The sequence below is a fragment of the Coprococcus sp. AM97-35 genome, from assembly GCF_027697525.1.
Lineage (GTDB): Bacteria > Bacillota > Clostridia > Lachnospirales > Lachnospiraceae > Allocoprococcus > Allocoprococcus comes.
This window is the reverse complement of the sequence record NZ_JAQESL010000004.1, coordinates 78835-101187: the sequence shown is the minus strand read 5'-3', so window position 1 is coordinate 101187 and position 22353 is coordinate 78835. Positions and strand designations below refer to the sequence as shown.

The 22353-nt window shown below is 42.5% G+C and carries 32 protein-coding genes; 28 read left to right on the top strand and 4 right to left on the bottom strand.

Translation table 11 applies throughout. The features are described from left to right. Window positions 1–164: 164 nt before the first annotated feature. The 19 genes from PG840_RS05385 to PG840_RS05290 all read left to right on the top strand — a co-directional run bounded on the left by PG840_RS05385 (window position 165) and on the right by PG840_RS05290 (window position 12616). On the top strand, window positions 165–389 hold the full coding sequence (locus PG840_RS05385) for a helix-turn-helix domain-containing protein (protein WP_005362423.1): 225 nt from the start codon (window positions 165–167) through the stop codon (window positions 387–389). Window positions 390–536: 147 nt separating this feature from the next. Continuing rightward, window positions 537–740 (top strand): hypothetical protein, encoded by a 204-nt coding sequence (locus tag PG840_RS05380; RefSeq protein WP_004614949.1) that lies wholly within the window; start codon window positions 537–539, stop codon window positions 738–740. 286 nt (window positions 741–1026) lie between these two features. Continuing rightward, complete coding sequence (locus tag PG840_RS05375) at window positions 1027–1344, top strand: DUF3847 domain-containing protein (protein WP_008816380.1); 318 nt, start codon at window positions 1027–1029, stop codon at window positions 1342–1344. 2 nt (window positions 1345–1346) lie between these two features. Next, the gene (gene mobQ / locus PG840_RS05370) at window positions 1347–2819 is read left to right on the top strand and encodes a MobQ family relaxase (protein WP_074104019.1); all 1473 of its coding nucleotides are present in this window, start codon (window positions 1347–1349) and stop codon (window positions 2817–2819) included. Between the two features lie 47 nt (window positions 2820–2866). After that, the gene (locus PG840_RS05365; RefSeq protein ID WP_014079457.1) at window positions 2867–3607 is read left to right on the top strand and encodes a CHC2 zinc finger domain-containing protein; all 741 of its coding nucleotides are present in this window, start codon (window positions 2867–2869) and stop codon (window positions 3605–3607) included. Next, window positions 3492–4832: a virulence-associated E family protein gene (locus PG840_RS05360; RefSeq protein WP_009321442.1), complete on the top strand. Its 1341-nt coding sequence runs from the start codon at window positions 3492–3494 to the stop codon at window positions 4830–4832. Before PG840_RS05365 ends, PG840_RS05360 begins: the two co-directional genes overlap by 116 nt. A 282-nt stretch (window positions 4833–5114) precedes the next feature. Further along, window positions 5115–5300, top strand: coding sequence for a hypothetical protein (locus PG840_RS05355; protein WP_004849804.1), 186 nt, complete (start codon window positions 5115–5117; stop codon window positions 5298–5300). 107 nt (window positions 5301–5407) lie between these two features. Continuing rightward, on the top strand, window positions 5408–7030 hold the full coding sequence (locus PG840_RS05350) for a recombinase family protein (RefSeq protein ID WP_270613405.1): 1623 nt from the start codon (window positions 5408–5410) through the stop codon (window positions 7028–7030). 102 nt (window positions 7031–7132) lie between these two features. After that, window positions 7133–8017 carry an XRE family transcriptional regulator gene (locus PG840_RS05345; RefSeq protein WP_270613404.1) on the top strand — a complete coding sequence of 295 codons (885 nt, stop codon included), beginning with the start codon at window positions 7133–7135 and terminating at the stop codon, window positions 8015–8017. Between the two features lie 122 nt (window positions 8018–8139). After that, on the top strand, window positions 8140–8388 hold the full coding sequence (locus tag PG840_RS05340; RefSeq protein WP_021905858.1) for a type II toxin-antitoxin system prevent-host-death family antitoxin: 249 nt from the start codon (window positions 8140–8142) through the stop codon (window positions 8386–8388). Between the two features lies 1 nt (window position 8389). After that, window positions 8390–8689, top strand: a complete 300-nt coding sequence (locus PG840_RS05335; RefSeq protein WP_019163197.1) for a type II toxin-antitoxin system RelE/ParE family toxin — start codon at window positions 8390–8392, stop codon at window positions 8687–8689. A 287-nt stretch (window positions 8690–8976) separates the two neighbouring features. Further along, window positions 8977–9612 carry an HD domain-containing protein gene (locus PG840_RS05330; RefSeq protein ID WP_055248363.1) on the top strand — a complete coding sequence of 212 codons (636 nt, stop codon included), beginning with the start codon at window positions 8977–8979 and terminating at the stop codon, window positions 9610–9612. Continuing rightward, entirely contained in the window at window positions 9612–10367 is a 756-nt protein-coding gene (locus tag PG840_RS16830) for an NUDIX domain-containing protein (RefSeq protein ID WP_306464917.1), read from the top strand. Before PG840_RS05330 ends, PG840_RS16830 begins: the two co-directional genes overlap by 1 nt. Before the next feature lie 94 nt (window positions 10368–10461). Further along, window positions 10462–10902 carry a GrpB family protein gene (locus tag PG840_RS05315; RefSeq protein ID WP_243002816.1) on the top strand — a complete coding sequence of 147 codons (441 nt, stop codon included), beginning with the start codon at window positions 10462–10464 and terminating at the stop codon, window positions 10900–10902. A 228-nt stretch (window positions 10903–11130) separates the two neighbouring features. Continuing rightward, entirely contained in the window at window positions 11131–11202 is a 72-nt protein-coding gene (locus PG840_RS05310) for a putative holin-like toxin (protein ID WP_270205595.1), read from the top strand. Between the two features lie 56 nt (window positions 11203–11258). After that, complete coding sequence (locus tag PG840_RS05305) at window positions 11259–11624, top strand: DUF4411 family protein (protein ID WP_270205594.1); 366 nt, start codon at window positions 11259–11261, stop codon at window positions 11622–11624. A gap of 114 nt (window positions 11625–11738) precedes the next feature. Further along, window positions 11739–11924 carry a DNA-binding protein gene (locus PG840_RS05300; protein ID WP_118301011.1) on the top strand — a complete coding sequence of 62 codons (186 nt, stop codon included), beginning with the start codon at window positions 11739–11741 and terminating at the stop codon, window positions 11922–11924. A gap of 60 nt (window positions 11925–11984) precedes the next feature. Next, window positions 11985–12398, top strand: a complete 414-nt coding sequence (locus tag PG840_RS05295; RefSeq protein ID WP_270205591.1) for a UvrD-helicase domain-containing protein — start codon at window positions 11985–11987, stop codon at window positions 12396–12398. A 71-nt stretch (window positions 12399–12469) separates the two neighbouring features. Next, complete coding sequence (locus tag PG840_RS05290) at window positions 12470–12616, top strand: hypothetical protein (protein ID WP_008373708.1); 147 nt, start codon at window positions 12470–12472, stop codon at window positions 12614–12616. Window positions 12617–12722: 106 nt separating this feature from the next. Here the strand turns inward: PG840_RS05290 and PG840_RS05285 are convergent, their stop codons facing one another. After that, window positions 12723–13076, bottom strand: coding sequence for a cupin domain-containing protein (locus tag PG840_RS05285; RefSeq protein ID WP_117824071.1), 354 nt, complete (start codon window positions 13074–13076; stop codon window positions 12723–12725). A gap of 142 nt (window positions 13077–13218) precedes the next feature. Between PG840_RS05285 and PG840_RS05280 the strand changes: the two genes are divergently transcribed. The 6 genes from PG840_RS05280 to PG840_RS05255 all read left to right on the top strand — a co-directional run bounded on the left by PG840_RS05280 (window position 13219) and on the right by PG840_RS05255 (window position 17540). Then, on the top strand, window positions 13219–13551 hold the full coding sequence (locus PG840_RS05280; protein ID WP_008373705.1) for a winged helix-turn-helix transcriptional regulator: 333 nt from the start codon (window positions 13219–13221) through the stop codon (window positions 13549–13551). Between the two features lie 142 nt (window positions 13552–13693). Then, window positions 13694–14131: a radical SAM mobile pair system MarR family transcriptional regulator gene (locus PG840_RS05275; protein ID WP_004844961.1), complete on the top strand. Its 438-nt coding sequence runs from the start codon at window positions 13694–13696 to the stop codon at window positions 14129–14131. Beyond that, on the top strand, window positions 14128–14817 hold the full coding sequence (locus tag PG840_RS05270; protein WP_270205589.1) for a radical SAM mobile pair protein A: 690 nt from the start codon (window positions 14128–14130) through the stop codon (window positions 14815–14817). Before PG840_RS05275 ends, PG840_RS05270 begins: the two co-directional genes overlap by 4 nt. Continuing rightward, window positions 14805–15713 carry a radical SAM mobile pair protein B gene (locus PG840_RS05265; RefSeq protein WP_117835112.1) on the top strand — a complete coding sequence of 303 codons (909 nt, stop codon included), beginning with the start codon at window positions 14805–14807 and terminating at the stop codon, window positions 15711–15713. Before PG840_RS05270 ends, PG840_RS05265 begins: the two co-directional genes overlap by 13 nt. Before the next feature lie 542 nt (window positions 15714–16255). Then, window positions 16256–16453 carry a hypothetical protein gene (locus PG840_RS05260; RefSeq protein ID WP_118198904.1) on the top strand — a complete coding sequence of 66 codons (198 nt, stop codon included), beginning with the start codon at window positions 16256–16258 and terminating at the stop codon, window positions 16451–16453. Window positions 16454–16541: 88 nt separating this feature from the next. After that, entirely contained in the window at window positions 16542–17540 is a 999-nt protein-coding gene (locus PG840_RS05255) for an aromatic acid exporter family protein (protein ID WP_117835110.1), read from the top strand. Between the two features lie 80 nt (window positions 17541–17620). Here PG840_RS05255 and PG840_RS05250 read toward each other — a convergent pair whose 3' ends face one another. Continuing rightward, window positions 17621–18829 carry an MYG1 family protein gene (locus tag PG840_RS05250; protein ID WP_195479647.1) on the bottom strand — a complete coding sequence of 403 codons (1209 nt, stop codon included), beginning with the start codon at window positions 18827–18829 and terminating at the stop codon, window positions 17621–17623. 68 nt (window positions 18830–18897) lie between these two features. On the opposite strand from PG840_RS05250, the gene PG840_RS05245 reads away from it, so the two are divergent. Next, window positions 18898–19098 (top strand): hypothetical protein, encoded by a 201-nt coding sequence (locus PG840_RS05245; RefSeq protein WP_270205588.1) that lies wholly within the window; start codon window positions 18898–18900, stop codon window positions 19096–19098. Between the two features lie 24 nt (window positions 19099–19122). Here PG840_RS05245 and PG840_RS05240 read toward each other — a convergent pair whose 3' ends face one another. Next, on the bottom strand, window positions 19123–19611 hold the full coding sequence (locus PG840_RS05240; protein WP_055158593.1) for a GAF domain-containing protein: 489 nt from the start codon (window positions 19609–19611) through the stop codon (window positions 19123–19125). 11 nt (window positions 19612–19622) lie between these two features. Continuing rightward, a complete protein-coding gene (locus tag PG840_RS05235) occupies window positions 19623–20030 on the bottom strand; it encodes an RrF2 family transcriptional regulator (RefSeq protein ID WP_055158591.1) in 408 nt (135 codons plus the stop codon). A 236-nt stretch (window positions 20031–20266) separates the two neighbouring features. Here PG840_RS05235 and PG840_RS05230 point away from each other — a divergent pair, with 236 nt between their 5' ends. Both PG840_RS05230 and PG840_RS05225 read left to right on the top strand, forming a co-directional pair. Further along, window positions 20267–21301 (top strand): glutathione S-transferase C-terminal domain-containing protein, encoded by a 1035-nt coding sequence (locus PG840_RS05230; RefSeq protein ID WP_117835106.1) that lies wholly within the window; start codon window positions 20267–20269, stop codon window positions 21299–21301. 12 nt (window positions 21302–21313) lie between these two features. Then, window positions 21314–22351: a glutathione S-transferase C-terminal domain-containing protein gene (locus PG840_RS05225; protein WP_270205587.1), complete on the top strand. Its 1038-nt coding sequence runs from the start codon at window positions 21314–21316 to the stop codon at window positions 22349–22351. Window positions 22352–22353: the final 2 nt, after the last annotated feature.

Here is a 22353-nt window from a genome sequence, read left to right as displayed (position 1 = left end):
TTGACAAGTGAATGACCGTCCAAAAGGGATATGACCGGCAGGAGAAGTGACGCATTCGGCGCACCAATGCAGGGAAACACCGCAGGAATGGGGCAGGAAAACGGCTTTTGGGGAGAACGGCAACAGGAAGCATTTTAACCTATTTGATTTATGGGAGGAACAGAATGAACGATAAAAAGAGATTGAACAGCTACGAGGATTTACCGCTGGTTCTGGATGTGGCGGACATTCAGCGGATTATGGGAATTTCAAGAGCGAGCGCCTATGAGCTGGTACACACACCCGGCTTTCCAGCGTTCCGCAGGGGCAGACTTATCAAGGTCAGCAAAATTGCTTTCTTTGAATGGATGGCAAAAGGCTCCGAAACCGTACCGGGAAGCGACAAATAAGCGTGAGGTATCATTCCCTGACTTGCAATACTGCCGCACTTTCCAAAGGGGCATACAGAGGGAAAAAAACTTAAAAATGATACCGAGACGCTACATCAAAACAGCCTATCTGCGTACATCAGATAGAAACGGAGAAAGGAGCCGGTTATGGCAAGAATGAGTAACAAGCGGCGGTTGGAATGGTCTTTCTTCTTAAATGACCGCAGCCGTATCACTTACAACGAACTGTGCCGGAAATGCCAACACGAATGTAAACAGAGCTTCCGGGCGGTTGTGGTTGACTGCCCGAAGTATCTTTCCAAGCGTTCCAAGAAAAAGGACAAGACTGCCGGAAACGGCAAAATCCCTTAGGAACTAAGGGCGCACTTCTATACATAGTCTAAAGACCATGTATCGTGCGTCCTGCGGAGCTTACCTCTGCCGCTGATAAAATCAGCAATCCGAGGTCTGCGTTCGCTTCGCTCCGACAAGGTGGCTACACCCCCTTGCGCCGCTAAAGCGGCTATCCCCTGTGTACCCGCCGCAAAGAGAAATCCGCTCTGCGGTTTTCCCTTTTCATCGGGTTTTATAGAAGCACTGACACACGGACTGTCTGCGGATGGTCTTTCTTTATCTTATCAGCAAAGGATGTGAGAACATGGAAAAATCTTTGGAACAGTTGAAGCAGGAATATGAAAAAACCACTGTCCTGCTGGAACAGGAAAAACGGAAAATGCAGCGTTTGAAAAACCGGCAGGCGTATCTGGAAAGCGGTTCCCGGAAACAGAGGACGCACCGGCTGATTACCCGTGGGGCAGCTATTGAGAGCATTGCACCACAGACAAAGGAGCTATCCGAAGCGGAATTTTATTCCCTCATGGAAAGCATTTTGAATCTGCCGCAGGCGGAGCATTTCATCCGGTCTGCCACAGAGAACCACGCCCGTATTTCCGGGCAGGAGAAAGGCGGTGACTAAGGATAGCACTTTATCATTTTTCAATCGCACAGATCAAGCGCAGCGCCGGTCAGAGCGCCATTGCCAGCGCAGCCTATCGAGCCGGGGAGCGTCTTTACAGCAGCTACTATGGAGAAGTCAGCGACTACACCAAAAAGGGCGGCGTGATCGCTTCGGAAATCATGCTGCCGCCCCATGCGCCGGAAATATATCTTGACCGGGCGACCCTCTGGAATGCTGTGGAGAACTGCGAGAAACATCCAAAAGCACAGCTTGCCTATTCCTTTGATATTGCCATGCAGAATGAATTGACGCTGGAAGAAAACATGGAGCTGGCGAGGAAGTTCGTACAGGAGCAGTTTGTGACAAAAGGCATGATTGCCGACCTTGCTTTTCACAGCCCGGAGAAAGAGGACGGCGGCATCCCTAACCCGCATTTTCATGTGATGACAACCATGCGCCCTTTGAACCCGGATGGCACATGGGGACAAAAACAGCGTCGGGAATATCTTCTTGATGAAGATGGAAACCGAATCCGGGATAAAAACGGCGATTATATGTTTAACGCTGTCCATACAACAGACTGGCATGAGCCGGAAACGCTGGAACACTGGCGGGAGCAGTGGGCGGCTGCCGTTAATACAAAATTTGAGGAAAAAGGGCTGGATGTGCGTATCGACCACCGTTCCTATGTGCGGCAGGGGCTTGACCTGATACCTACTGTCCACGAGGGAGCTAATGTCCGGCAGATGGAAGCAAAGGGCATCCGCACCGAGAAAGGGGAACTGAACCGCTGGATTAAAGCCACCAACCGGCTCATGCAGGATGTGAGGAAGAAGATCAAAGCCCTGTTTGTCTGGATGGCAGAGGTAAAAGAAGAACTTTCCAAACCGCAGACACCGAGCCTTGCCGACCTGTTGATCGCTTATTACAACCAGCGCAACGCAGGGGCATGGAGCAATAAAGCCAGAACCGGAAACTTAAAGCAGTTTGCCGAAGCCGTCAATTATCTGACGGAAAACAAGCTGCTCACATTAGAGGATTTGCAGGAGCGTCTTTCCTCTGTCAACGAAGAATTTGAAGCGTTAAGCGACTCCATGAAAAAGAAATCTGCCCGGATAAAGGAATTGCAGGAATTGATACGGGAGGGCGAGAATTACCAGCGGCTAAAACCTGTTCATACGGAATTGAACAATATCAAGTTTAAGAAACAGAGGGAGAAATTTGAAACATCCCACGATGCGGAGTTACGGCTGTTTTATGCCGCCCGCCGTATTTTGAAAGAAAAACTGGACGGAAAACCCATTGCCCTGAAAGCATGGAAACAGGAATACGCACAGTTAAAAACAGAGTATGCCGAACTGTCTCCGCAGCACAAGCCACTCCGGGAGGAAGTCATACGGCTACGGCAGGTGCAGAACGCCGTAGATACCGCACTGCGCCGGAGGGAGCAGCCACAGGCAGTACAGAGAAAGAAACATGAGATGGAGCTATGATATAACCGGCAGCTTTACCGCTACCAGTATTTTTATGGAGGGAGCATTTGAATGTATTTGAAGCGGTGAAACAGTCTGTTACCACCCGGCAGGCTGCTTCATTCTATGGAATCCGGGTGGGGAGAAACGGCATGGTCTGCTGTCCATTCCACAATGACCGCACGCCCAGCATGAAAGTGGACAGCCGCTTTTACTGCTTCGGCTGCGGGGCTTCCGGGGATGTGATCGACTTTGCCGCTTTGCTGCATGGATTGGGGAAACGGGAAGCTGCGGTCAGGCTTGCGGAGGACTTCGGCGTTTCCTATGAGAAATCCGGCAATGCGCCGCCAGATAGGAAGCGTCACAACAGGTCACAGCCCCGACAAAAATCAGCGGAGCAGAGATTTCAGGAAACGGAACGGTATTGTTTCCGGGTGCTATGCGATTATCTGCGCCTGCTGGAGCATTGGAAAACAGCACACGCCCCACAGCCGCAGGATGCCATCTGGCATCCTCTTTTTGTGGAAGCGTTGCAGAGGATAAGCTACACAGAATACCTTTTGGATATTTTGTTATACGGAGAAATAGAAGAAAAAGCGGCATTGATCGCCGCACAGGGAAAGGAGGTGTTGCGGCTTGAACAGCGAATTTCAGAGCTTGCCGCCGGAAACGCAGGAAGCGGTCAAAAGGACGATGGACACAATGGAACCGGCGCAGACACCGGCAGAAATCCGGGAAACATTAGAGGGGACGCAGAAAGGCGGCGTGAAGAACAGCATCCGAAACTGCCTGACGGTGTTCCAGCGTGACCCTCTGTTTCGCGGGGCGCTGCGCCTGAACCTTTTGACGGAGCAGATTGACATTGTGAAGCCGCTGGGCTGGGAGCGCACCAGTACCACGCTGACCGACATGGACATGAACTACCTGCTTTTGTATCTGGAAGAAAATTACGGGCTTACCAGCGAGAAAAAGGTGCAGAGCGCCATCAAGATTGTTGCCAATGAAAACCGCTACCATCCAGTCAGGGATTACCTGAACAGCCTGCAATGGGACGGCACAGAGCGCATCCGTTACGCCCTGCATCACTTTCTGGGAGCCGATACGGACGAATACACCTATGAAGCCTTGAAACTGTTCCTGATGGGAGCCATCCGGCGGGTATTCAGACCGGGGAGCAAGTTTGAGGTCATGCTCTGTCTGGTTGGTGGTCAGGGAGCCGGGAAATCTACCTTTTTCCGGCTGCTGGCAGGCAGGGACGAATGGTTTTCAGACGATTTGAAAAAGCTGGACGATGAAAATGTGTACCGCAAGCTGCAAGGGCATTGGATTATCGAGATGTCGGAGATGATTGCCACAGCCAACGCCAAGAGTATTGAGGAAATCAAGTCATTCTTAAGCCGCCAGAAAGAAACCTACAAAGTGCCGTATGAGACACATCCGGCAGACCGGCTGCGGCAATGTGTATTTGGAGGGACGACCAACCGGCAGGACTTTTTGCCCCGTGACCGCACCGGCAACCGGCGCTTTCTCCCCGTGACGGTGTACCCGGAACGGGCGGAGGTTCACATACTGGACGATGAAGCGGCGGCGAGGGCGTATATCGAACAGATGTGGGCGGAAGCCATGACGGTTTATCGCAGTGGGAAGTATAAGCTGTCATTCAGCATGGAAATGAACCGATACCTGAACGCCCACCAGCAGGACTTTATGCAGGAAGACACACAGGCCGGCATGATCTACGCCTATTTGGAGGACTACACTGGCGACAGGGTATGTTCCAAGCAGCTTTATGAGGAAGCGCTGGGGAACTTAAATTCCCCGGCAGACTGGGAGACACGGGCAATCTGCGAGATTATGAATACCGGCATTGCGGGCGGCATCATACAGGGCTGGGTAGCCTACAAAAGCCCGAAGCGGTATAAGAAATACGGTTCTCAAAAAGGCTGGGAGCGTGTCAACCAAGCTCCGCCGGAGGGGGACGGTTTTCAGGAAATCACGGAAGAAGAAGCCCGGCAAATGGAACTTCCATTCTGAAAAGCCACCGGTTGACAGTTTGGTTGACGCTTTGGTTGACGCTTTGGTTGACAGCCGGTTGACGGGGAAAAGCCTGATATTTGGGGCATTTCTCTCCTTTGTCAACCATGTCAACCAAGAAATCAAAGAAAAAGTAAAAAGTAATAATAGAGCGCCTATGGATTGTTTTCAAAGTCTTTTCTGCCGGTTGACACGGTTTGGTTGACACGGAGACAGTCTGCGGCTGTACACCTGTCTGACATTCCCTTGTCGGGCATATTTCATTTATGGAGGTAACTGCCTATGGCAAAAAGCAAAAACGAGAGCAATAACAAAAACAGCGGCACCCTGCTTACCGAAAAAGACGGCACCCAGTATTTTGTCATGGGGAAAGTCCGTATCAAGGTATCGGAGCATTTCGCACAGGATGGGAAGCCGCTTGACAGCCTGCTGGAAGATGTGATCCAGCACGCTGCCGCCGCTTCCTGAAAAAATACGGAATAACGACTGTCAATCAGCCCACGCTTATGATATACTTGTACCAGCGAGTATTGTATAAGCGTGGGTTGTTTCTTTTAGAAGGAGGATTTTTAACCGTGAAACAACCATACAATACAACGATTTATAACACTGCACTATATTTGAGATTGAGCCGTGACGATGAATTACAGGGGGAAAGCGGCAGTATCCAGACCCAGCGCATGATGCTTAGACAGTATGCCGCAGAGCATGGGCTGACCGTTGTAGACGAGTACATTGACGACGGATGGAGTGGGACAAATTTCGAGCGTCCAAGTTTCCAAAGGATGATTGATGACATCGAAGACGGGAAAATCAACTGCGTTGTCACAAAGGACTTATCCCGTCTGGGAAGAAACTATATCCTGACCGGTCAGTACACGGAAATCTATTTCCCCAGCAAGGGAGTACGCTACATTGCCATCAATGACAATGTGGACACCATCAACGGAGAAAGCGAGCTTGCACCGTTCTTAAACATCCTGAATGAAATGCACGCCCGACAGACCAGCAAAAAGGTCAAGGCTGCCATGCACACAAGATTTGCCAATGGCGCACACTATGGAGCCTATGCACCGCTGGGCTATGTAAAAGACCCGGACAAAAAAGGTCATCTTCTGATCGACCCGGAAACACGCTGGATTGTAGAGAAGATTTTTGACCTTGCTGTACACGGGCGTGGAGCCGCCAGCATTACACGGATTCTGGTGGAGGAAAAAGTACCTACCCCCGGCTGGCTGAACTATGAAAGATACGGGACTTTCGCCAATATCTACGCCGGTGCGCCCGCAGAAAAAGCCTATGCGTGGACGATAGCACAGGTCAAGAGCATTTTGAAAGAGGAAACCTACATCGGTCACAGCATTCACAACAAGCAGAGCAACATTTCATTCAAGAACAAGAAAAAGGTGCGGAAGCCGCAGGAAGAATGGTATCGTGTGGAAAATACCCACGAAGCCATCATTTCTGAAGAAGTGTTCCAAAAAGTTCAGGAGCTGATTGCAAGCAGACGCAGGAAACGCAGAAACGGTACGACACAGATTTTCGCAGGATTGATAAAATGTGCAGACTGCGGATGGTCTTTAGCCTATGGGGAAAACAAGCAGAATAAGAACCCATACGGGTACTACCATTGCAGCAAGAACGGGCAGGGATTACGCCAGTGTTCCATGCACTATATCCGCTATGATGTACTGTATGCCTATGTGCTTGCAAGACTGCAATACTGGTCTATGCTGGCACAGAAAGACGAGGACAAGCTGCTGAAACGCCTGCTCAATGCCAGCGACAGGGAAAGAAACTCTGCGAAGAAAAAGCAGGCTGCGGAGCTGAAAAAGGCAGAGAAGCGTAAAGCCGAGGTTGACGGGCTGTTTGCTAAAATGTATGAGGACTGGTCTGCCGGACGCATAACCGAGTATAACTTCAATATGCTGTCCGAGAAGTACCAGAACGAGCAAAAGGAGCTTGAAACAAAAATAAGACAGCTTCACGAAACGATGGAAGCCGCCGTACAGACCGCAGCGGATGCTGAAAAGTGGATTGCCCTGATGAAACAGTATGTCAACCCTGTGGAGCTGACCGCCGAACTTCTGAACACTCTAATTGAAAAAATAACCGTCCACGAAGCTGTCAAGGGCGAGGACGGAAGCCGTGAGCAGGAAGTAGAAATCTACTACTGCTTCATCGGCAAAATCGACTGACCTTTCTTTTTTACCCAACAATATCTTTAATTAAGGGAGACGGGAAACACATATCCAGATATATCATTACTTCCGGCAATTGCTCGATTATTAAAAATTGATATGAATGAACTATTTTCATTTCGTGAAGAATTGACAGAAAAAGAGATTGGACAATTTGTGAATGAGCTTTCGGAAGCTTCATTGGATAGCTTTATAAAAGCTTTTGAGATGGGAAAAAATAAAATAAAGGAATATCCTCATTGTGATTCGTTGATTTATTCAATTGCTACTGTTTTAAATGCGGCGTTAACTTTATCCGATGTCGATGATGAGAAAAAGTTGGAATGCAATAATGTGATTGTTGAATGGCTGGAACGAACTGCTGAAAGTCCGAATGAAAAGGTAAGGATTTCCAGTATTTTTATGCTTGCAGCGAAATATATACAAATGGAAAAATATAAAGAAGCAAATATCTTTTTGGATAAAATTCCAGATACTGTGATAGATGCCACAATTATGAAAACGAATGTACTAGCACACCAGGAAGGGACAGATATTGCAGCGTTCTTTTTAGAGGGAAAACTGATGCAGACAGTTACGAATATACAAAACTATCTGTATAAGTTGATAGAAATGGAAGAAGAAACCGGAAATCATTGTAAAGCAGAGGAGATTGCCGAAATCACAGAACATATGGTATCGTTATTTGGTCTGTGGGATTACGGTAAAGTAGTACCATATCTATTGATTGCCGTGTATCGAAAGGATGTAGAAAAATGTATTCAGTTGATAAAAGAAGTGTTGATGGAGTCACAGAAGCCATGGAAGATGGTGAAATCACCTTTATATTACAGATATGCGGATACAGTACAGGGAAAATCTTTTTCAGGAGTCGGAAATAATTTTGTTCGTGCATTAGCTACAGAAATTGAAAATAAAGAAGAGTATGAATTTTTGAAAGGGAATAAAGAACTGGAGGCGATTTTTGCTCAATATTTGAAATAGATTGTGATAAAAATATATAGAAATGATAAGAGCTGTAAAAATCTACGTTGAATTTTACAGCTTTTTGTGTATAATAAAAGTAGAAGAAACAATTTGAAATCAAAGGAAGGAGCTGAAAGAATATGGCAAATATTTTACCAGTATCTGATTTGAGAAATTATAACGAAGTCCTAAAAAACTGTCACAAAGGAGAACCGGTATATCTGACCAAGAATGGCAGAGGACGTTTCGTTGTCATGGATATTGAAGATTATGAGCGTGACCGTGCAGAGAAAAAGCTTCTCTTGAAGCTGCAGGAAGCTGAAGAAGCAGTGAAAGATGGCGAAGGTTGGCTGGATCTGGACGAACTGAAAGCACTTGTGGGGGAATAAGATGTTAAAATTGCGGATCAATCCGATTGTTGCAAAGGATTTGAAAAACATCCGAGATTATATTGCTGAAGATAACGAAGAATATGCAGCAAAGACCATAAAGGAAATTTACGGTAAATTTGAAAACCTTCAGATGTTTCCTGGAATGGGATCGGATCTTTCTAAAAGAGTCAGCTTTCGGACAGATTATAAATATGCGATATGGGAAGATTATGTGATTATCTACAAGGTCGGTAACGAATATGTAGAGATTTATCGTGTAGTTAACCGATATCAGGATATCACGAGAATCTTTGATTGATAACAGAGATGTGATAACAAATTGATAGCACCGTTCAGTACAGCCTGGGAACTTTGGACAGTGGAACACATATAAAACCAGATAGAACCATAATTACTATACAAAAGTGTATAGTGACGAGATTTTATTTGCGAGTTTGAATAACGGACTAAAATGCCGAAAGCCTGTATTTATGCGGGGTTCCGGCATTTGTTTTATCAAATGGCTCTGGTTTGGCTTTATTTGTGGGGAGAGTAATGACTTTCATAAATCAATATATTGCGTTGCTAGGTTGATTAGGAGAAAAGATGACAGATAATGAAAAGAGATTTATAAAAAGTATATTTTCGGGAGACAGTAGTGGACATGACTATTATCATACGATACGAGTATATAAACTGGCTACTAAAATCGCAAAACAGGAAAATGCAGATGTTAAAACAGTGCGGTTGGCGGCTCTGTTACATGATGTGGACGATATTAAGCTTTCTCCGGACACTTATGCTACCAAGAAAAATGCAGTTGATTTTATGACAATTAACAAAATAGATGGTAAAAGGATAGAGGCGGTATGCAAAATTATAGATGAAGTTTCATTTGCAGGAGCTGATTCAGTCGTACCTGATACCATAGAAGGAAAATGTGTGCAGGATGCAGACAGACTTGATGCTATAGGAGCTATTGGAATTGCCAGAACACTTGCATATGGTGGTAGTAGGGGAAGAAAGATTTATGATCCGGAAATAAAACCTAAAATGGGAATGAACAAAGAAGAGTATCGGAATAATCAAGATTCTACAAGCATTAATCATTTCTATGAAAAGTTGCTTTTGTTGAAAGACATGATGAATACGACTGAGGGAAAGAAACTGGCAGAACATAGACAGGTTGTAATGCAGGAATTTCTGAATGAGTTTATGCTGGAATGGGAAGGGAAAATGTGATGGAAGTAAAATTTTATGATACAGTTAATGATGAACTATTGAAATTTGCAGTAATTATCTCACAGAGTAACGGCAAGTGGGTATTTTGCAAACATAAAGAAAGAGATACATATGAAGTGCCGGGAGGGCATAGAGAAGCTGGGGAGGATATTTTTGAAACAGCTAAAAGGGAGTTGCAGGAAGAGACTGGGGCTATCAAATTTGAGATAAAACCAATATGCGTATATTCGGTGACAGGTAAGACTAGAGTAAATGATACTGGTGAAGAAACATTTGGACTGCTTTGCTTTGCAGAGATAACAGAGTTTGCGAAAGAATTACATAGCGAAATGGAGAAAGTTGTGCTTATGGATGAGTTGCCTGAGAACTGGACATATCCGTTGATACAGCCGAAATTGATAGAGAAGTATTTACAGGTAAAAAATAATTCTATAATTGGAGCAACAGTAACTGTCACAGTCGATAGACCATTAGGAAGTTATCATCCTGAATATAAGGATATGTATTATCCAATAAATTATGGTTACATTGAAGGAGTTATGGCACCAGATGGAGAAGAGCAGGACGCTTATATATTAGGTGTAAATGAACCAGTAAAGAAGTTTACAGGTAAAATTATTGCCATTGTTCGGAGAAAAGATGATATAGAAGAAAAGTGGGTAGTTGTGCCAGACGGAGTAACTTTTTCAAAGGAAGAAATCAGGAGACAGATTCATTTTCAGGAACAATATTTCGACAGTGAAATTGTGATGTAATATTAAGGAGATTGCTATGTCATTAGGATTAAAAAGAGGAATAGTGCAGCTTGAACCACATGATAAACAGTGGGATGAGGCTGCCATTTAAACAATCAAAATACTTAAATCTATATTAGGAGATGATGCTATTGATATACAGCATATTGGAAGTACAGCAATACCGGCAATTAAAGCAAAACCGATTATTGATATTGTCGTTGGGGTAACTGATTTTGATAAAGTAATGTTACATAATGAGCAATTACGACAAGTGGGAATATTTTATCGTGGTTCAGATGTGGAATGTCAGCTTCTTTATGTAATGGGCGATATGGAAAATGATACAAGAACGCACCATATTCATATTGTGAAATGGAACGGAACTGAGTGGAAAAATTATATTCATTTCAGAGATTATCTAAATGATAATGAGAATATGGCTTTGCAGTATCAGAATGTAAAGGAAGAATTGGAAAGTAAGTATGCAGATGATAGAGTAGCATACACTAATGGAAAGCAAGATATGATAGACATTATTCTTGATAACCAATAATTTTTTCCCTTGCATAAGCATTAGTTCTTATGTTAGGATACTATCTAAGGAAAGTACCCATGACAGGGCGTTAAGCGTCCGGGGGACGCTTGTTTAGCGCCGACCGGAGCGGAGCGTAGTGGTAGCCTCCCGAGTTTTATGATACCGGGCAACCGGAATACATAGGAAGGGAGGTGGCGCCGATGACGGCTTAATGAGATCATTTCGATTTTCATTGGGATATTAGCATTGCTGATGTCCTTTGGTAGCTTGATTGTAGCGTTGCTTGCCTTTCTCGATAAGAGAAACAAGCGAAAATAAAAATGCCTATCCTGTCTGATCCACAGGATAGGCGGTGTCCTTAAGGATTTTCACATATATGGCAGGCTTTTAATGAACTTATAGAAAATGGACAACTTATTTCAAGTTCGGAAATATTTGAAGAATTAAAAGATGATGATATTGTAAAATGGGCAAAGGAATACAAAGATGCTTTTTTGCCTTTATCAAAGGAAGTACAGTTAAAGACTACAGAAATATTACAACAATTTCCACAAATAATAAAAATTCAAACAAAGGGAAGCTCAAATGGAGATCCATTTTTGATTGCAACAGCTATTTTAGAAGATGGTGTTATAGTAACTGATGAGGGAAACAAGAATAATGGAATATCAATGGTATGTGAATCATTAGGTGTAGAGTATATGAAACTTAATGATATGTTAGATGAGGTATTGGAGTAATGAATTAGAGGGGGAGAAATCCTTCTCTTTTTTGTTTGTATTATTCCGATAAACGATGTATAATCAAACTAGTTTTATGTTTCTACTTATGTATGATTTTGAAGAGGTAAGATTATGGAGTATTTAACGACTGTGGAATTATCAGAAAGATGGAATATCACATCACGTCGAATAGGTGTTTTATGTGCAGAGGGAAGAATTGAAGGCGCAATAAAAAAAGGTAAAACATGGTTAATTCCTTCGGATGCAATAAAGCCTGCGGATGGACGATACAAGAAAAATCAGAAAAGTAAGATGTAATACGAAATAGGATTTATAAATATATGAGAATATATAATTAAATGCAGAGGGGGTACTGATATGGCATTTGATTTTGGAAACGCAAATGAAGCACAGAGAAGTGCTATTTCAACAACAGATGGTCCGTTATTAATTATTGCAGGCCCTGGTACAGGAAAAACATATACATTAGTAAAGAGAATTGTTTATCTTATAACTGAAAAAGATGTGCTTCCTGAGAAAATATTGATTGCTACCCTTCTTCAGAAAGGCGAATATACAAAAGAAGAAAAACTGTTTAAGAAAAAGACTGACACGTTTTCTGGTGTATATTGGTGCTTGACTACAGCGATTTACCTTGCATGGAGCTTCTGGACGATGAGCTGGGATATTACATGGATTGTATGGCCGGTTGCAGGTGTTTTGTTTGCAGCATTGCTTGGTGTGGTGAAAATGGTGTTAAAGAATGGCAGTGAAACTCAGCACTATATTTAAGATGGAGTTAAGTTTATTTTCCGCATATTATACTCATCCAGAAATTCAAGTTTGTAACGAAGGTATTTGCGATGAAAGGAATTAAGATTGAGTTATTGGGGATTGCAATAATACCTTTAGGAATTGCTGTGACAACAAATAATTTTTGGGGATATGTCCTAGGTGTTCTTGGATTTGGCGTCGCTGTAGTTGGCTGTTTTCTAAAAGATAATCACTGATAACTTCTTGTTTGAAAAATTGAGTAAACGTAATATTGAACAAAAAAGAAATGCACAGTTCTTAGCTTATCGTGAACTGTGCATTTTTGTAAATAAATACTTTTAATTAGCCGATTACGGCATCCTCTGCTGTAAAATGTTCCAGAGAATTTTCTTTTACCTGAATGCAGATATAAGTAATTCCAGAAATATCGGATGCAAAAAACTGACGCTTTGCAGCAGGTGCGATTTTTAGCCAGTCTCCAGTTGAAAGGTTAATTTCTTCTCCATCAATTATGGCTTTGCCGTTACCTGAAAGAATTCCATAGATTTCTTCATTTTCTTTATGAGAATGAACAAACGGGACATTTGCTCCTGCAGGTAGTTCGTTTAAACTGATTTCTGCACCTGTTAAAGACAACTTTTCATGCAGCTCAATTCGGTTTTCCTTTCCAATAGTTGTTTTTGTGTAATTTGCCATAATAGTACCTCCATAGTTAATTTGTAGTTTCTGGTTGCTTGGTATTAGTATAGTGTGAGACACATACAAAAACAAGTACGCACCTTTTTGTAACTGTACACTCAAAAATGAATGTGTTACAATAGACTCGGAGGTGAGAATTATGCGAGCAAAAGAAGAATTACCGGAATGCCCAGTTGCAACAGCAGTATCTCTTATCGGAGGAAAATGGAAACTGCTGATTTTGCGTAACTTGAAAGAGCGTCCATGGAGATTCAATGAGTTACAACGAAGTATAGATGGTATTTCACAAAAGGTTTTGACAGATAGTTTAAGACAAATGATGAGTGATGGGCTGGCATATCGCCACGATTACCATGAGCAGCCACCGAGAGTTGAATACGGCTTAACGGAACTCGGAACAAAAATGCTTCCAATTGTTAATTCACTTGCTGACTTTGGTAACTACTATAAATCAATTATTGAACAGAATTAAGGACGTTAGTATTTGAAAAGCTTGAACAATTCCAGTTTGGAGAATTGAAAAAAACGGAATTTACCTATTAAGACATATAAACTGTTGACAATAAAGCTCCTATATAGTATGTTTTAATAAACTACTATATAGGAGCTTTTGTATGGAAATGAATGGAGGATTTCTTGTTACCAAAATAAAACAGCTTGGAGACCGGATTTTCGAGAAGATTCTCAGTGAAAAGAATATTGATGCGTTTAATGGAGCCCAAGGGCGTATTCTTTATGTGCTGTGGCAGAAGGATGGTATTTCAATCAGGTCACTCTCGACTAAATGCGGATTAGCGATAACATCTCTTACTACGATGCTGGAAAGAATGGAAAATCAAGGGCTGATAAGCCGTGTTCAGTCTGAAACGGACAAAAGGAAAACGCTCCTGTTTCTGACTGAGAAAGCACATGCCTTAAAGGGCGAGTACGATTCTGTATCTGATGAGATGGGCAGTATTTACTACAAAGGTTTTTCAGAGGAAGAAATTACCCGGTTTGAGGAATGCCTCGACCGCATCAGAAAGAATCTTGAGGAGTGGCAGAAGTCATGAGTATTTGTATCAAAGATCAGATTCAGAACATGAATATCGTCATTGGCTGCACAGTGGGGTGTACATATTGCTATGCCCGCAACAACGTGAAACGCTGGCATGTGATTGATGACTTCGCTGACCCTGAATTCTTTCCGGGTAAGCTCAAGATGATGGAAAAGAAACGTCCGCAGAACTTTCTTCTTACTGGGATGAGCGATCTCTCCGGATGGAAGCCGGAATGGAGAGACGAGGTATTTGCAAAGATCCGTGAAAATCCACAGCATCAGTTCCTGTTCCTTACCAAGCGACCTGATTTGCTGGATTTTGATACCGATCTGGAAAACGCATGGTTTGGCGTTACGGTGACGAGGAAAGCAGAACTGTGGCGTATCGATGCCCTTCGGAAAAACGTCAGAGCAAAACATTACCATGTTACCTTTGAGCCGTTATTCGACGATCCCGGCACAGTTGACCTTTCCGGAATCAATTGGATCGTTGTGGGCACCATGACCGGAGCTCAGAACAGGAAGATTCATACGGAGCCGGAATGGGCATGGTCTCTGACGGACCAGGCACATAAGCTCGGCATTCCGGTGTTTATGAAGGAAGACCTTGTCCCTATCATAGGGGATGAAAATATGATTCAGGAAATGCCGGAAGAATTTAATAAAGTGTTAGAGGTACAGAAATCATGGAAGAAGTAATAAATGGAATCCTCATTCGTGAGGTGGAAACAAAGAACATCATGACTAAGTCTAGTCTGCCGGTAGGCGGTTACTCGGTCAATCCCTATGTGGGCTGTACACATGCCTGCAAGTATTGCTATGCTTCTTTTATGAAGCGCTTTACCGGGCACAAGGAGGAATGGGGTACTTTCCTTGATGTGAAGCATTGGCCGGAAATTAAAAATCCGAAGAAATATGCCGGACAGCGGGTGGTCATCGGTTCTGTGACAGATGGCTACAATCCACAGGAGGAGCAATTCGGGAATACCAGAAAACTTCTGGAACAGCTGATCGGCAGTGACGCAGATATTCTGATCTGCACAAAGTCGGATCTTGTGGTACGGGATATTGATCTGCTGAAGAAGCTTGGACATGTAACCGTTTCATGGTCGATCAACACATTAGATGAAAATTTCAAGAACGATATGGATTCTGCTTCGAGCATTGAGCACCGTATCTCTGCTATGAAGCAGGTATATGAAGCAGGTATCCGTACAGTCTGTTTCGTATCCCCGGTATTCCCCGGTATCACGGATTTTGAAGCAATCTTTGAGCGGGTAAAGGATCAGTGCGATCTGTTCTGGCTCGAAAATCTCAATCTTCGAGGCGGTTTCAAAAAGACAATTATGGATTATATCGCCGGAAAATATCCTGATCTTGTACCACTTTACGACGAGATCTATAACAAGCATAACCGCAGCTACTTTGAAGCACTTGAAGTAAAAGCTGAGAAAATGGCTAAGAAGTATGATTGTGCCTTTGTGGATAATGAAATGCCTTATGGCAGAGTCCCGCAGGGACATCCGGTGATCGTAGATTATTTCTATCATGAGGAAATCCGTGGGACAGAGAATACCGGAAAAAGAAATCGCTAACTTCAAGTTTGTATATTTCATCAAAAGTTGCATATTTAAATAAATAAGGGGAGATGGTAAAATGAAAGCTCATGAATATTGGTTCAGTCACTATGGTGTCAGGAGAAATCCTGGCATTTTTTTATGTCTTTTTGCACTTCAAAAAATAATTTCAAAAAATTTCTAAAATCATGTCCGATTTTGTCTCTCCCAATACAGAGTATATGCAGCTTTTTCTTTTCGTTCTTCGGCGAGTTTTTCTTTGAGATTTTCTTCACGCTTATCGTCGAATACAACGGCTGCATTATTCAAAAATTCTTTCTTCCATACTGATTTTAGTATATCAGATTTATTATAATCTGTCCGAAAAAGTGTCTAAATTTATGAGACCATTATAGGAGAGTAAAGATAAAAAAAGGTGGTTTATTAGTCTGTTAATCGGTATAATAATGATTACAGGGATTATTTTGGATATTTGTAATATGAGCGTGACATGGATGTGTATGGTTCAGCTATGATCAGTCGGTTCCGAATGCATTATATATGACTGTGTATGCATCAAAGTGGCAGACGAAAAAAGGAACACAGCTAATGATACACAATACTATTATGATGTGAAAAACGAAAAAGTACTCATGATTTTTGACGGTATGGTTGATGGTGAAGATAATCCAGAGCTTATTGAAAAAATCGAAAATACAATTCAAAATTATTTTTGGAGTGGAGCAGGTATGATAGAAGTAAGAAAATATTTGACATAGTTATCCTGCTCTCGGTATCATAAATATGGATACAAAATCAAGTGTACAGAATTTATGGGGATATACGCATGAAATTTCAGGAGGAACAATGAAAAGTAAAAAGATTGGGATGCAGGCACTAAAAATTGCGATAGGAAGCAGTCTGGCGATTTACATAGCCAATCTGTTTGGACTGAAGTATTCACTGGCGGCAGGGAGTGTTGCACTTCTTACGATGGTGACTACAAAGTGGAAAACTGTCAAATTATCGGTAGCGAGGGTTGTAACATTTATAATTTCAGTACTTATGGCGCTTATTATATTCTCGGCAGTAGAATCAGAATGGATGGCATATGGTATTTATGTTTTTTTTGTGGTTATTATCTCAGAGATGATCGGATGGGGAGCGACGATTTCTGTAAATGCACTGATCGGAATGCATTTTCTGGAAGTCAGAGATTTTGAAGTTGATTTTATTGCAAATGAATTTATGCTGGTATTGATCGGAATTACGATGGCACTGGTCCTGAACTTGTTTTATGATTATGGAAGTCAGCGCAAGGCGTTGGTCGAAAATATGCGATATACGGAAGAACGTCTGCAGATGATACTTGGAGAGATCTCGGCATATCTGGCGAATAAGGAAATGCAGAGAAATGTATGGGATGATATCTGTGCGTTGGAAAAAGAGGTTCAGGGCTTTATCCAGGATGCCTATGAATATCAGGATAATACGTTTCAGTCACATCCGGGATACTATATCGATTATTTTGAAATGCGTATGAAGCAGTGCAACGTGATCCATAACTTACATTATGAGATGAAGAAAATCAGACATATGCCAGATGAGGCAATGATCATTTCGAGTTATGTGTTTGATATGCTGGTATGTGTGAAGGAACATACAGTTCCGACAGCTCAGTTGGATGAACTACATGAACTTTTTGCGATTATCAGGAACAATTCACTTCCAAAGACCAGAGAGGAATTTGAGAGCCGTGCGATGCTGTACCATATCCTGATGGATCTGGAAGAATTCCTTGTATTCAAAAGAAGGTTTGTGGATGGGCTGGATGATAAAAAGCGAAAATTATACTGGGATAATTAAGCTCTCATTTGTCAAAAAGAATGTGTTATGGCACATTCTTTTTGACACTTTCAGATCATCAAATTCCTGATAATAAAAAATCAGGAACCGGATGGGATACGGATAATAAGTTTTTCACCGTCTTTTGTAACAGAAGTAAGAACCGGGATATGCTTTTTGCGAAGCTGATGCACGACCGGGTAAAGAGAAAACATATCTCCATCGACATAGACAGCTTCCGGTTTCGTTTTCAGCATATCTTTTACCAGATCTTTGATATATTTTTTCCACTCTGTTTTTTCCATTTCTACCTCAGCATAAATTCCATTGATATCTAAAGCAGGGAGATCAGGCAGAGGTTTGTGGATAATTTTTACATGCGTGAGTTCTGGCAGCTTCATTAAAAGTGTGTTTGTAGAAGTGTCGGAACTGAGATTTACAAGGGTAATCTCGTCAGTAAAGGTATCCAGACTGATCTGACATGCTTTTCGTGCATCTTCTAAAGTAGCTGTAGTCATTAAAAAGCCGCCCTTGTGACAGAAAGAAGCACTCGAAAGACCGGTTTCTTTCTGGAGTTCTTCATTTTCCAGACCGAGCCATTCAGATGGAAAACTGCATTTATAATTCAGGGAATATTCTTTTTTCTGAGGCTGGATACAGTAACCACCGCGGTTGGATGGAAAAATAACGAAAGCGATATCTGTTTCGGAAAGACGTTTCTGGCATGGAATGAATTCAGGAAGGACCAGAATACGGGAATCAGCTTCAGGATTTTGTGTTTCGAGAATTTCTTCGATCCGCTTGTCAGCACGTTCATTTCCAAGGTAACGGGCAAATTTATTGTCAAGGATCATTCCGGCAACACTGACTGCACGGAAAAAGGCTTCATCGGTTCCGCCATCTTCGTCCCAGGAAGGATTGAAGCTTCCAATCAGTGAAGCCAGTTCATTTTTTTCACCGGTATTATCATTATTATCCAGTGGCTGGACAAAAGCTTCGTCAAACTTAGCAGCAAGCTCTTCCCCCAGGATTTCGGTACCAAGTTCTTCCCAGAGAAGGCCGAATGCCGCGTAAGGGATGCCATTTTCACGGATGCGGCTGTCTTTCTGGTGATGGTCATATCTGCCGCGCCCAATGTCGAATATGATGCCGTCAAAGTCTTCGGGTACTTTATTACCACGAAGGATTGTAATTTCCGGATTTAAATATAATAACAATGCAGAGGAAAATACATCATCTGCGTGGAATTTTCCACTATGTGTAAATGCGGAAGCATCTTTTAGGCGGATCTTTTTTAATAATTCATTCATCTTAATCTCTCCAAATAAAAATAGTTTTGCTAATGTAATAATGTATAAGCAGAAAAGGAAAATGTCAAGTGTGGAAAATAGTAGAATTCCGGGCTGTTTCGCAGAGAGGATGGGGAGTTTTGTCAGGATGTGATAATAATCCGGATCATAATGTGCCATCACGCTATGAAAAGATTTATGGATTTTTAGAACTCCCGGATACGCCGGAGGAAAAGTGGGTTCTCTCCGGCATCCGGGGGAAAAGTCACATGGATATGCAGCTGAGGTGATTGTAAGCTATCTGGAAGAACAGCTTATCTGTCAAAAATAGATTCCAGGATTCTGACAAAGTGTTCCAGCCCTTCCTGATCTTCTTCATCAAAACGGGCGAGAACAGGGCTGTCGATATCCAGAACGCCAACGATTTCATTTCCTTTATGAAGCGGAATCACGATCTCGGAATTAGAGGCGCTGTCGCAGGCGATATGTCCCGGGAACTGGTGGACATCCTTTACCAGCATAACCTGATCGTTTGCCACAGCGGTTCCGCAGACACCTTTACCGATTTCAATTTCAATACAGGCAGGTTTGCCCTGGAAAGGACCAAGGACGAGCCTGCCTTCTCTCATCAGATAAAAACCAACCCAGTTGATGTTCAGAAGCGCATCACCGAGAAGGGCCGATGCATTTGCCAGATTTGAGATCTGGTGAGGGATTCCGTCAATCAGACCGCGGAGGCGGATTGAAAGCAGGGAATACAGTGGCTTTTTATCAACTGGCCATTCAAAATTCGAAGTATTCATAAAAAATCTCCTTAAATATTTCCGTTTAACACATCTTCCAATGTAATCTCGTAGAAGAAATCATGTACCATTCCATCAAATTTCTTCCACAAAGGAAGCGTAATGCACTGCTCTTCACGGCTGCAGACCTCGGCACCTGGAACCAGGCAGGCGACTGTAGCAAGATTGCCTTCCGCAAGTTCAAGAATCTCGCCGATAGTGTATTCAGAAGGTTCCCTGGTAAGCTGGTATCCGCCCCCTTTGCCACGGCGTCCTTTTAAGAGTTTCTTCTTTACAAGAATTTTCAGGACAATTTCCAGGTATTTTTCGGAAATTTCCTGGCGGATTGCGATCTCGTTAAGCGGAACATATTCTTCGTCCTTATGCTGGGCGAGATCAATCATCACGCGAAGTGCGTAACGTCCTTTTGTAGAAATCATAATTAGTTTTCCCCCATTTTTTTATATGTACAATAGCAGCACCAGAGAGTTTATGAACCCTGGTGCTTTTTTACCTATTATACCGTAGGGTTATATGTGTTTCAAGAAAAAAACAAAAAAATAAAATAACCTATTGACTTAGTAGGTAATAGATGATATTATACCAACTAAATTGATAGGAAATAAAGGTTATACAAAATAACCAGTACTGATAAATATGAACGGAGGAAGAAATAATGGCAGAATTTGATTATGAAGTAGTAAATGGAAGAAAGATCCGTGTACGTCCGCAGGAAGTTGTATCGGAGATAGATGAGAATGGATATTTTGTCCGCCAGCCAAATCATTTTACAGAAGGATTTGGAGAAGGAAAAAATCCGGTAGAAAAAGGCAGATACCATCTGGTATGGGCAAAGCTTTGCCACTGGTCTAACAGAGCTTCGATCGTAAGAGAACTTCTTGGACTGGAAGATGCAATCAGTGTCAATATGGTTGATCATGCAAAGCATGAGAAGAATCTTGGATGGGAATTCGTATACGACAAAGAACATATCGATCCGGTCCTTGGAATCCAGTTCTTAAGTGAAGCTTATTACAAAGCTGATGATGATTACACAGGAAGAACAACGGTACCGGCTCTGATCGATACAAAGACAGGAAAAGTTGTAAATAACGATTACACCTGGCTTACCAATTATTTTGAAGTAGATTTTAAACCGTTCCACAAAAAAGGAGCACCGGATCTTTATCCGGAAGAACTCAGAAAAGATATCGATGAGATGAATGAATGGCTCTTTGATAACATTAATAATGGAGTTTATAAAGCAACCTTTGCAAGATCAAAGGAAGCTTACTGGGATGCCTATAATTCTTTTTATGCAGCAATGGATATTCTGGAAAAACGTCTGGAAAATCAGAGATTTCTCTTTGGAGATTATGTGACAGACAGTGATGTGAGACTGTATGTGACGCTGGCGAGACTGGATATTCGTTACACCTGGCAGCTTGGACATACCAAACACCGCCTGATCGATTATCCGAATCTGTGGGGATATGCAAGAGACCTGTATCAGATTCCGGCATTCAGAAATAACACCTACTTTAAGGATTTCGCAAATCCAAACAACAAGAAGGTCGGCGCATTATTTTTTGAATCTTTCAATGCAAGATTTCTGGATGAGATTAATTTTGATGCATACTGGGGTGCACCGCATGACCGTGCACATTTAAGCAGCGATCCGGGCAATAAATTTAAGGCAGAAGAACAGTAGGAGGAACGAATTATGGCAGATTTTGAATATGTAGATGTAAATGGAAGACAGATCAGAGTAAGACCGAGAGAAACTGCACAGGAAATTGATGAATATGGAAATTTCCATCGTCAGCCAAACCGCTTCACGGAAGGTTTTGGAGAAGGGAAAAATCCGGTAGAAAAAGACAGATATATTCTTTTCTGGGCAAAAGGATGCAACTGGTCCAATCGGGCAGCGATCGCAAGAGAGCTTCTCGGACTTGAGGATGCAGTGAAAGTTGAGATCGTAGACTGGACAGACCAGGAAGAGAATCTTGGATGGGAATTTGTAAATTCCCCGGATCATATCAATCCGGAAACGGGCGCACAGTTCTTAAGTGAGCTTTACTACAATGCGGATGAAGAATACACAGGACGTACAACCGTTCCGGCATTTGTAGATTATAAGACAAAGAAAGTGGTAAATAATGATTACCACTGGCTTACAAATCATCTGGAAACAGCGTTCAGACCATTCCACAAAAAGGGAGCGCCGGATCTTTACCCGGAAGAATTAAGACCGGAGATCGATAAGCTGAACAAATGGCTCTTTGAAAATGTAAACAACGCTGTTTATCGAGCGCAGTTCGCTGAATCCTTACAGGCATTTGCCGATGGATATGAGACATTTTTCGCAGGGCTTGATGCAATGGAGGAAAGACTTGCAGACAAGAGATTCTTATTCGGAGATTATGTGACAGACAGTGATATCCGTCTTTATACAACCATCGCAAGACTGGATGTGTCTTATTCAAGAAATATCGGACCTTGCAAACACCGTCTGGTAGATTACCCGAATCTGTGGGGATATGCAAGAGATCTGTATCAGATCCCGGCATTCAGACATAACACATATTTTAAGGATTTTGCGGCATCTGTCGATCTGAATGAAGCAGATGAAGAGTATTGGGAAAATACATACTATGATATCGTGGTGCAGGAAACAGACTGGGATACTATCTGGAAGACACCGACAGGAAGAGAATCACTCAGTAAAGATCCGGCACACAAATTTAAAGCAGAAAAATAACA

Coding starts and splice junctions, on each gene's coding strand:
- PG840_RS05230 (WP_117835106.1), top strand. CDS start 20,267: ATGGCAGAATTTGATTATGAAGTAGTAAATGGAAGAAAGATCCGTGTA.
- PG840_RS05275 (WP_004844961.1), top strand. CDS start 13,694: ATGGAAATGAATGGAGGATTTCTTGTTACCAAAATAAAACAGCTTGGA.
- PG840_RS05255 (WP_117835110.1), top strand. CDS start 16,542: ATGAAAAGTAAAAAGATTGGGATGCAGGCACTAAAAATTGCGATAGGA.
- PG840_RS05345 (WP_270613404.1), top strand. CDS start 7,133: ATGAATGAACTATTTTCATTTCGTGAAGAATTGACAGAAAAAGAGATT.
- PG840_RS05290 (WP_008373708.1), top strand. CDS start 12,470: ATGAAAGGAATTAAGATTGAGTTATTGGGGATTGCAATAATACCTTTA.
- PG840_RS05235 (WP_055158591.1), bottom strand. CDS start 20,030: ATGATTTCTACAAAAGGACGTTACGCACTTCGCGTGATGATTGATCTC.
- PG840_RS16830 (WP_306464917.1), top strand. CDS start 9,612: ATGGAAGTAAAATTTTATGATACAGTTAATGATGAACTATTGAAATTT.
- PG840_RS05265 (WP_117835112.1), top strand. CDS start 14,805: ATGGAAGAAGTAATAAATGGAATCCTCATTCGTGAGGTGGAAACAAAG.
- PG840_RS05295 (WP_270205591.1), top strand. CDS start 11,985: ATGGCATTTGATTTTGGAAACGCAAATGAAGCACAGAGAAGTGCTATT.
- PG840_RS05280 (WP_008373705.1), top strand. CDS start 13,219: ATGCGAGCAAAAGAAGAATTACCGGAATGCCCAGTTGCAACAGCAGTA.
- PG840_RS05225 (WP_270205587.1), top strand. CDS start 21,314: ATGGCAGATTTTGAATATGTAGATGTAAATGGAAGACAGATCAGAGTA.
- PG840_RS05385 (WP_005362423.1), top strand. CDS start 165: ATGAACGATAAAAAGAGATTGAACAGCTACGAGGATTTACCGCTGGTT.
- PG840_RS05270 (WP_270205589.1), top strand. CDS start 14,128: ATGAGTATTTGTATCAAAGATCAGATTCAGAACATGAATATCGTCATT.
- PG840_RS05375 (WP_008816380.1), top strand. CDS start 1,027: ATGGAAAAATCTTTGGAACAGTTGAAGCAGGAATATGAAAAAACCACT.
- PG840_RS05250 (WP_195479647.1), bottom strand. CDS start 18,829: ATGAATGAATTATTAAAAAAGATCCGCCTAAAAGATGCTTCCGCATTT.
- PG840_RS05240 (WP_055158593.1), bottom strand. CDS start 19,611: ATGAATACTTCGAATTTTGAATGGCCAGTTGATAAAAAGCCACTGTAT.
- PG840_RS05335 (WP_019163197.1), top strand. CDS start 8,390: ATGTTAAAATTGCGGATCAATCCGATTGTTGCAAAGGATTTGAAAAAC.
- PG840_RS05285 (WP_117824071.1), bottom strand. CDS start 13,076: ATGGCAAATTACACAAAAACAACTATTGGAAAGGAAAACCGAATTGAG.
- PG840_RS05340 (WP_021905858.1), top strand. CDS start 8,140: ATGGCAAATATTTTACCAGTATCTGATTTGAGAAATTATAACGAAGTC.
- PG840_RS05360 (WP_009321442.1), top strand. CDS start 3,492: ATGGACACAATGGAACCGGCGCAGACACCGGCAGAAATCCGGGAAACA.
- PG840_RS05380 (WP_004614949.1), top strand. CDS start 537: ATGGCAAGAATGAGTAACAAGCGGCGGTTGGAATGGTCTTTCTTCTTA.
- PG840_RS05300 (WP_118301011.1), top strand. CDS start 11,739: ATGGAGTATTTAACGACTGTGGAATTATCAGAAAGATGGAATATCACA.
- PG840_RS05330 (WP_055248363.1), top strand. CDS start 8,977: ATGACAGATAATGAAAAGAGATTTATAAAAAGTATATTTTCGGGAGAC.
- PG840_RS05355 (WP_004849804.1), top strand. CDS start 5,115: ATGGCAAAAAGCAAAAACGAGAGCAATAACAAAAACAGCGGCACCCTG.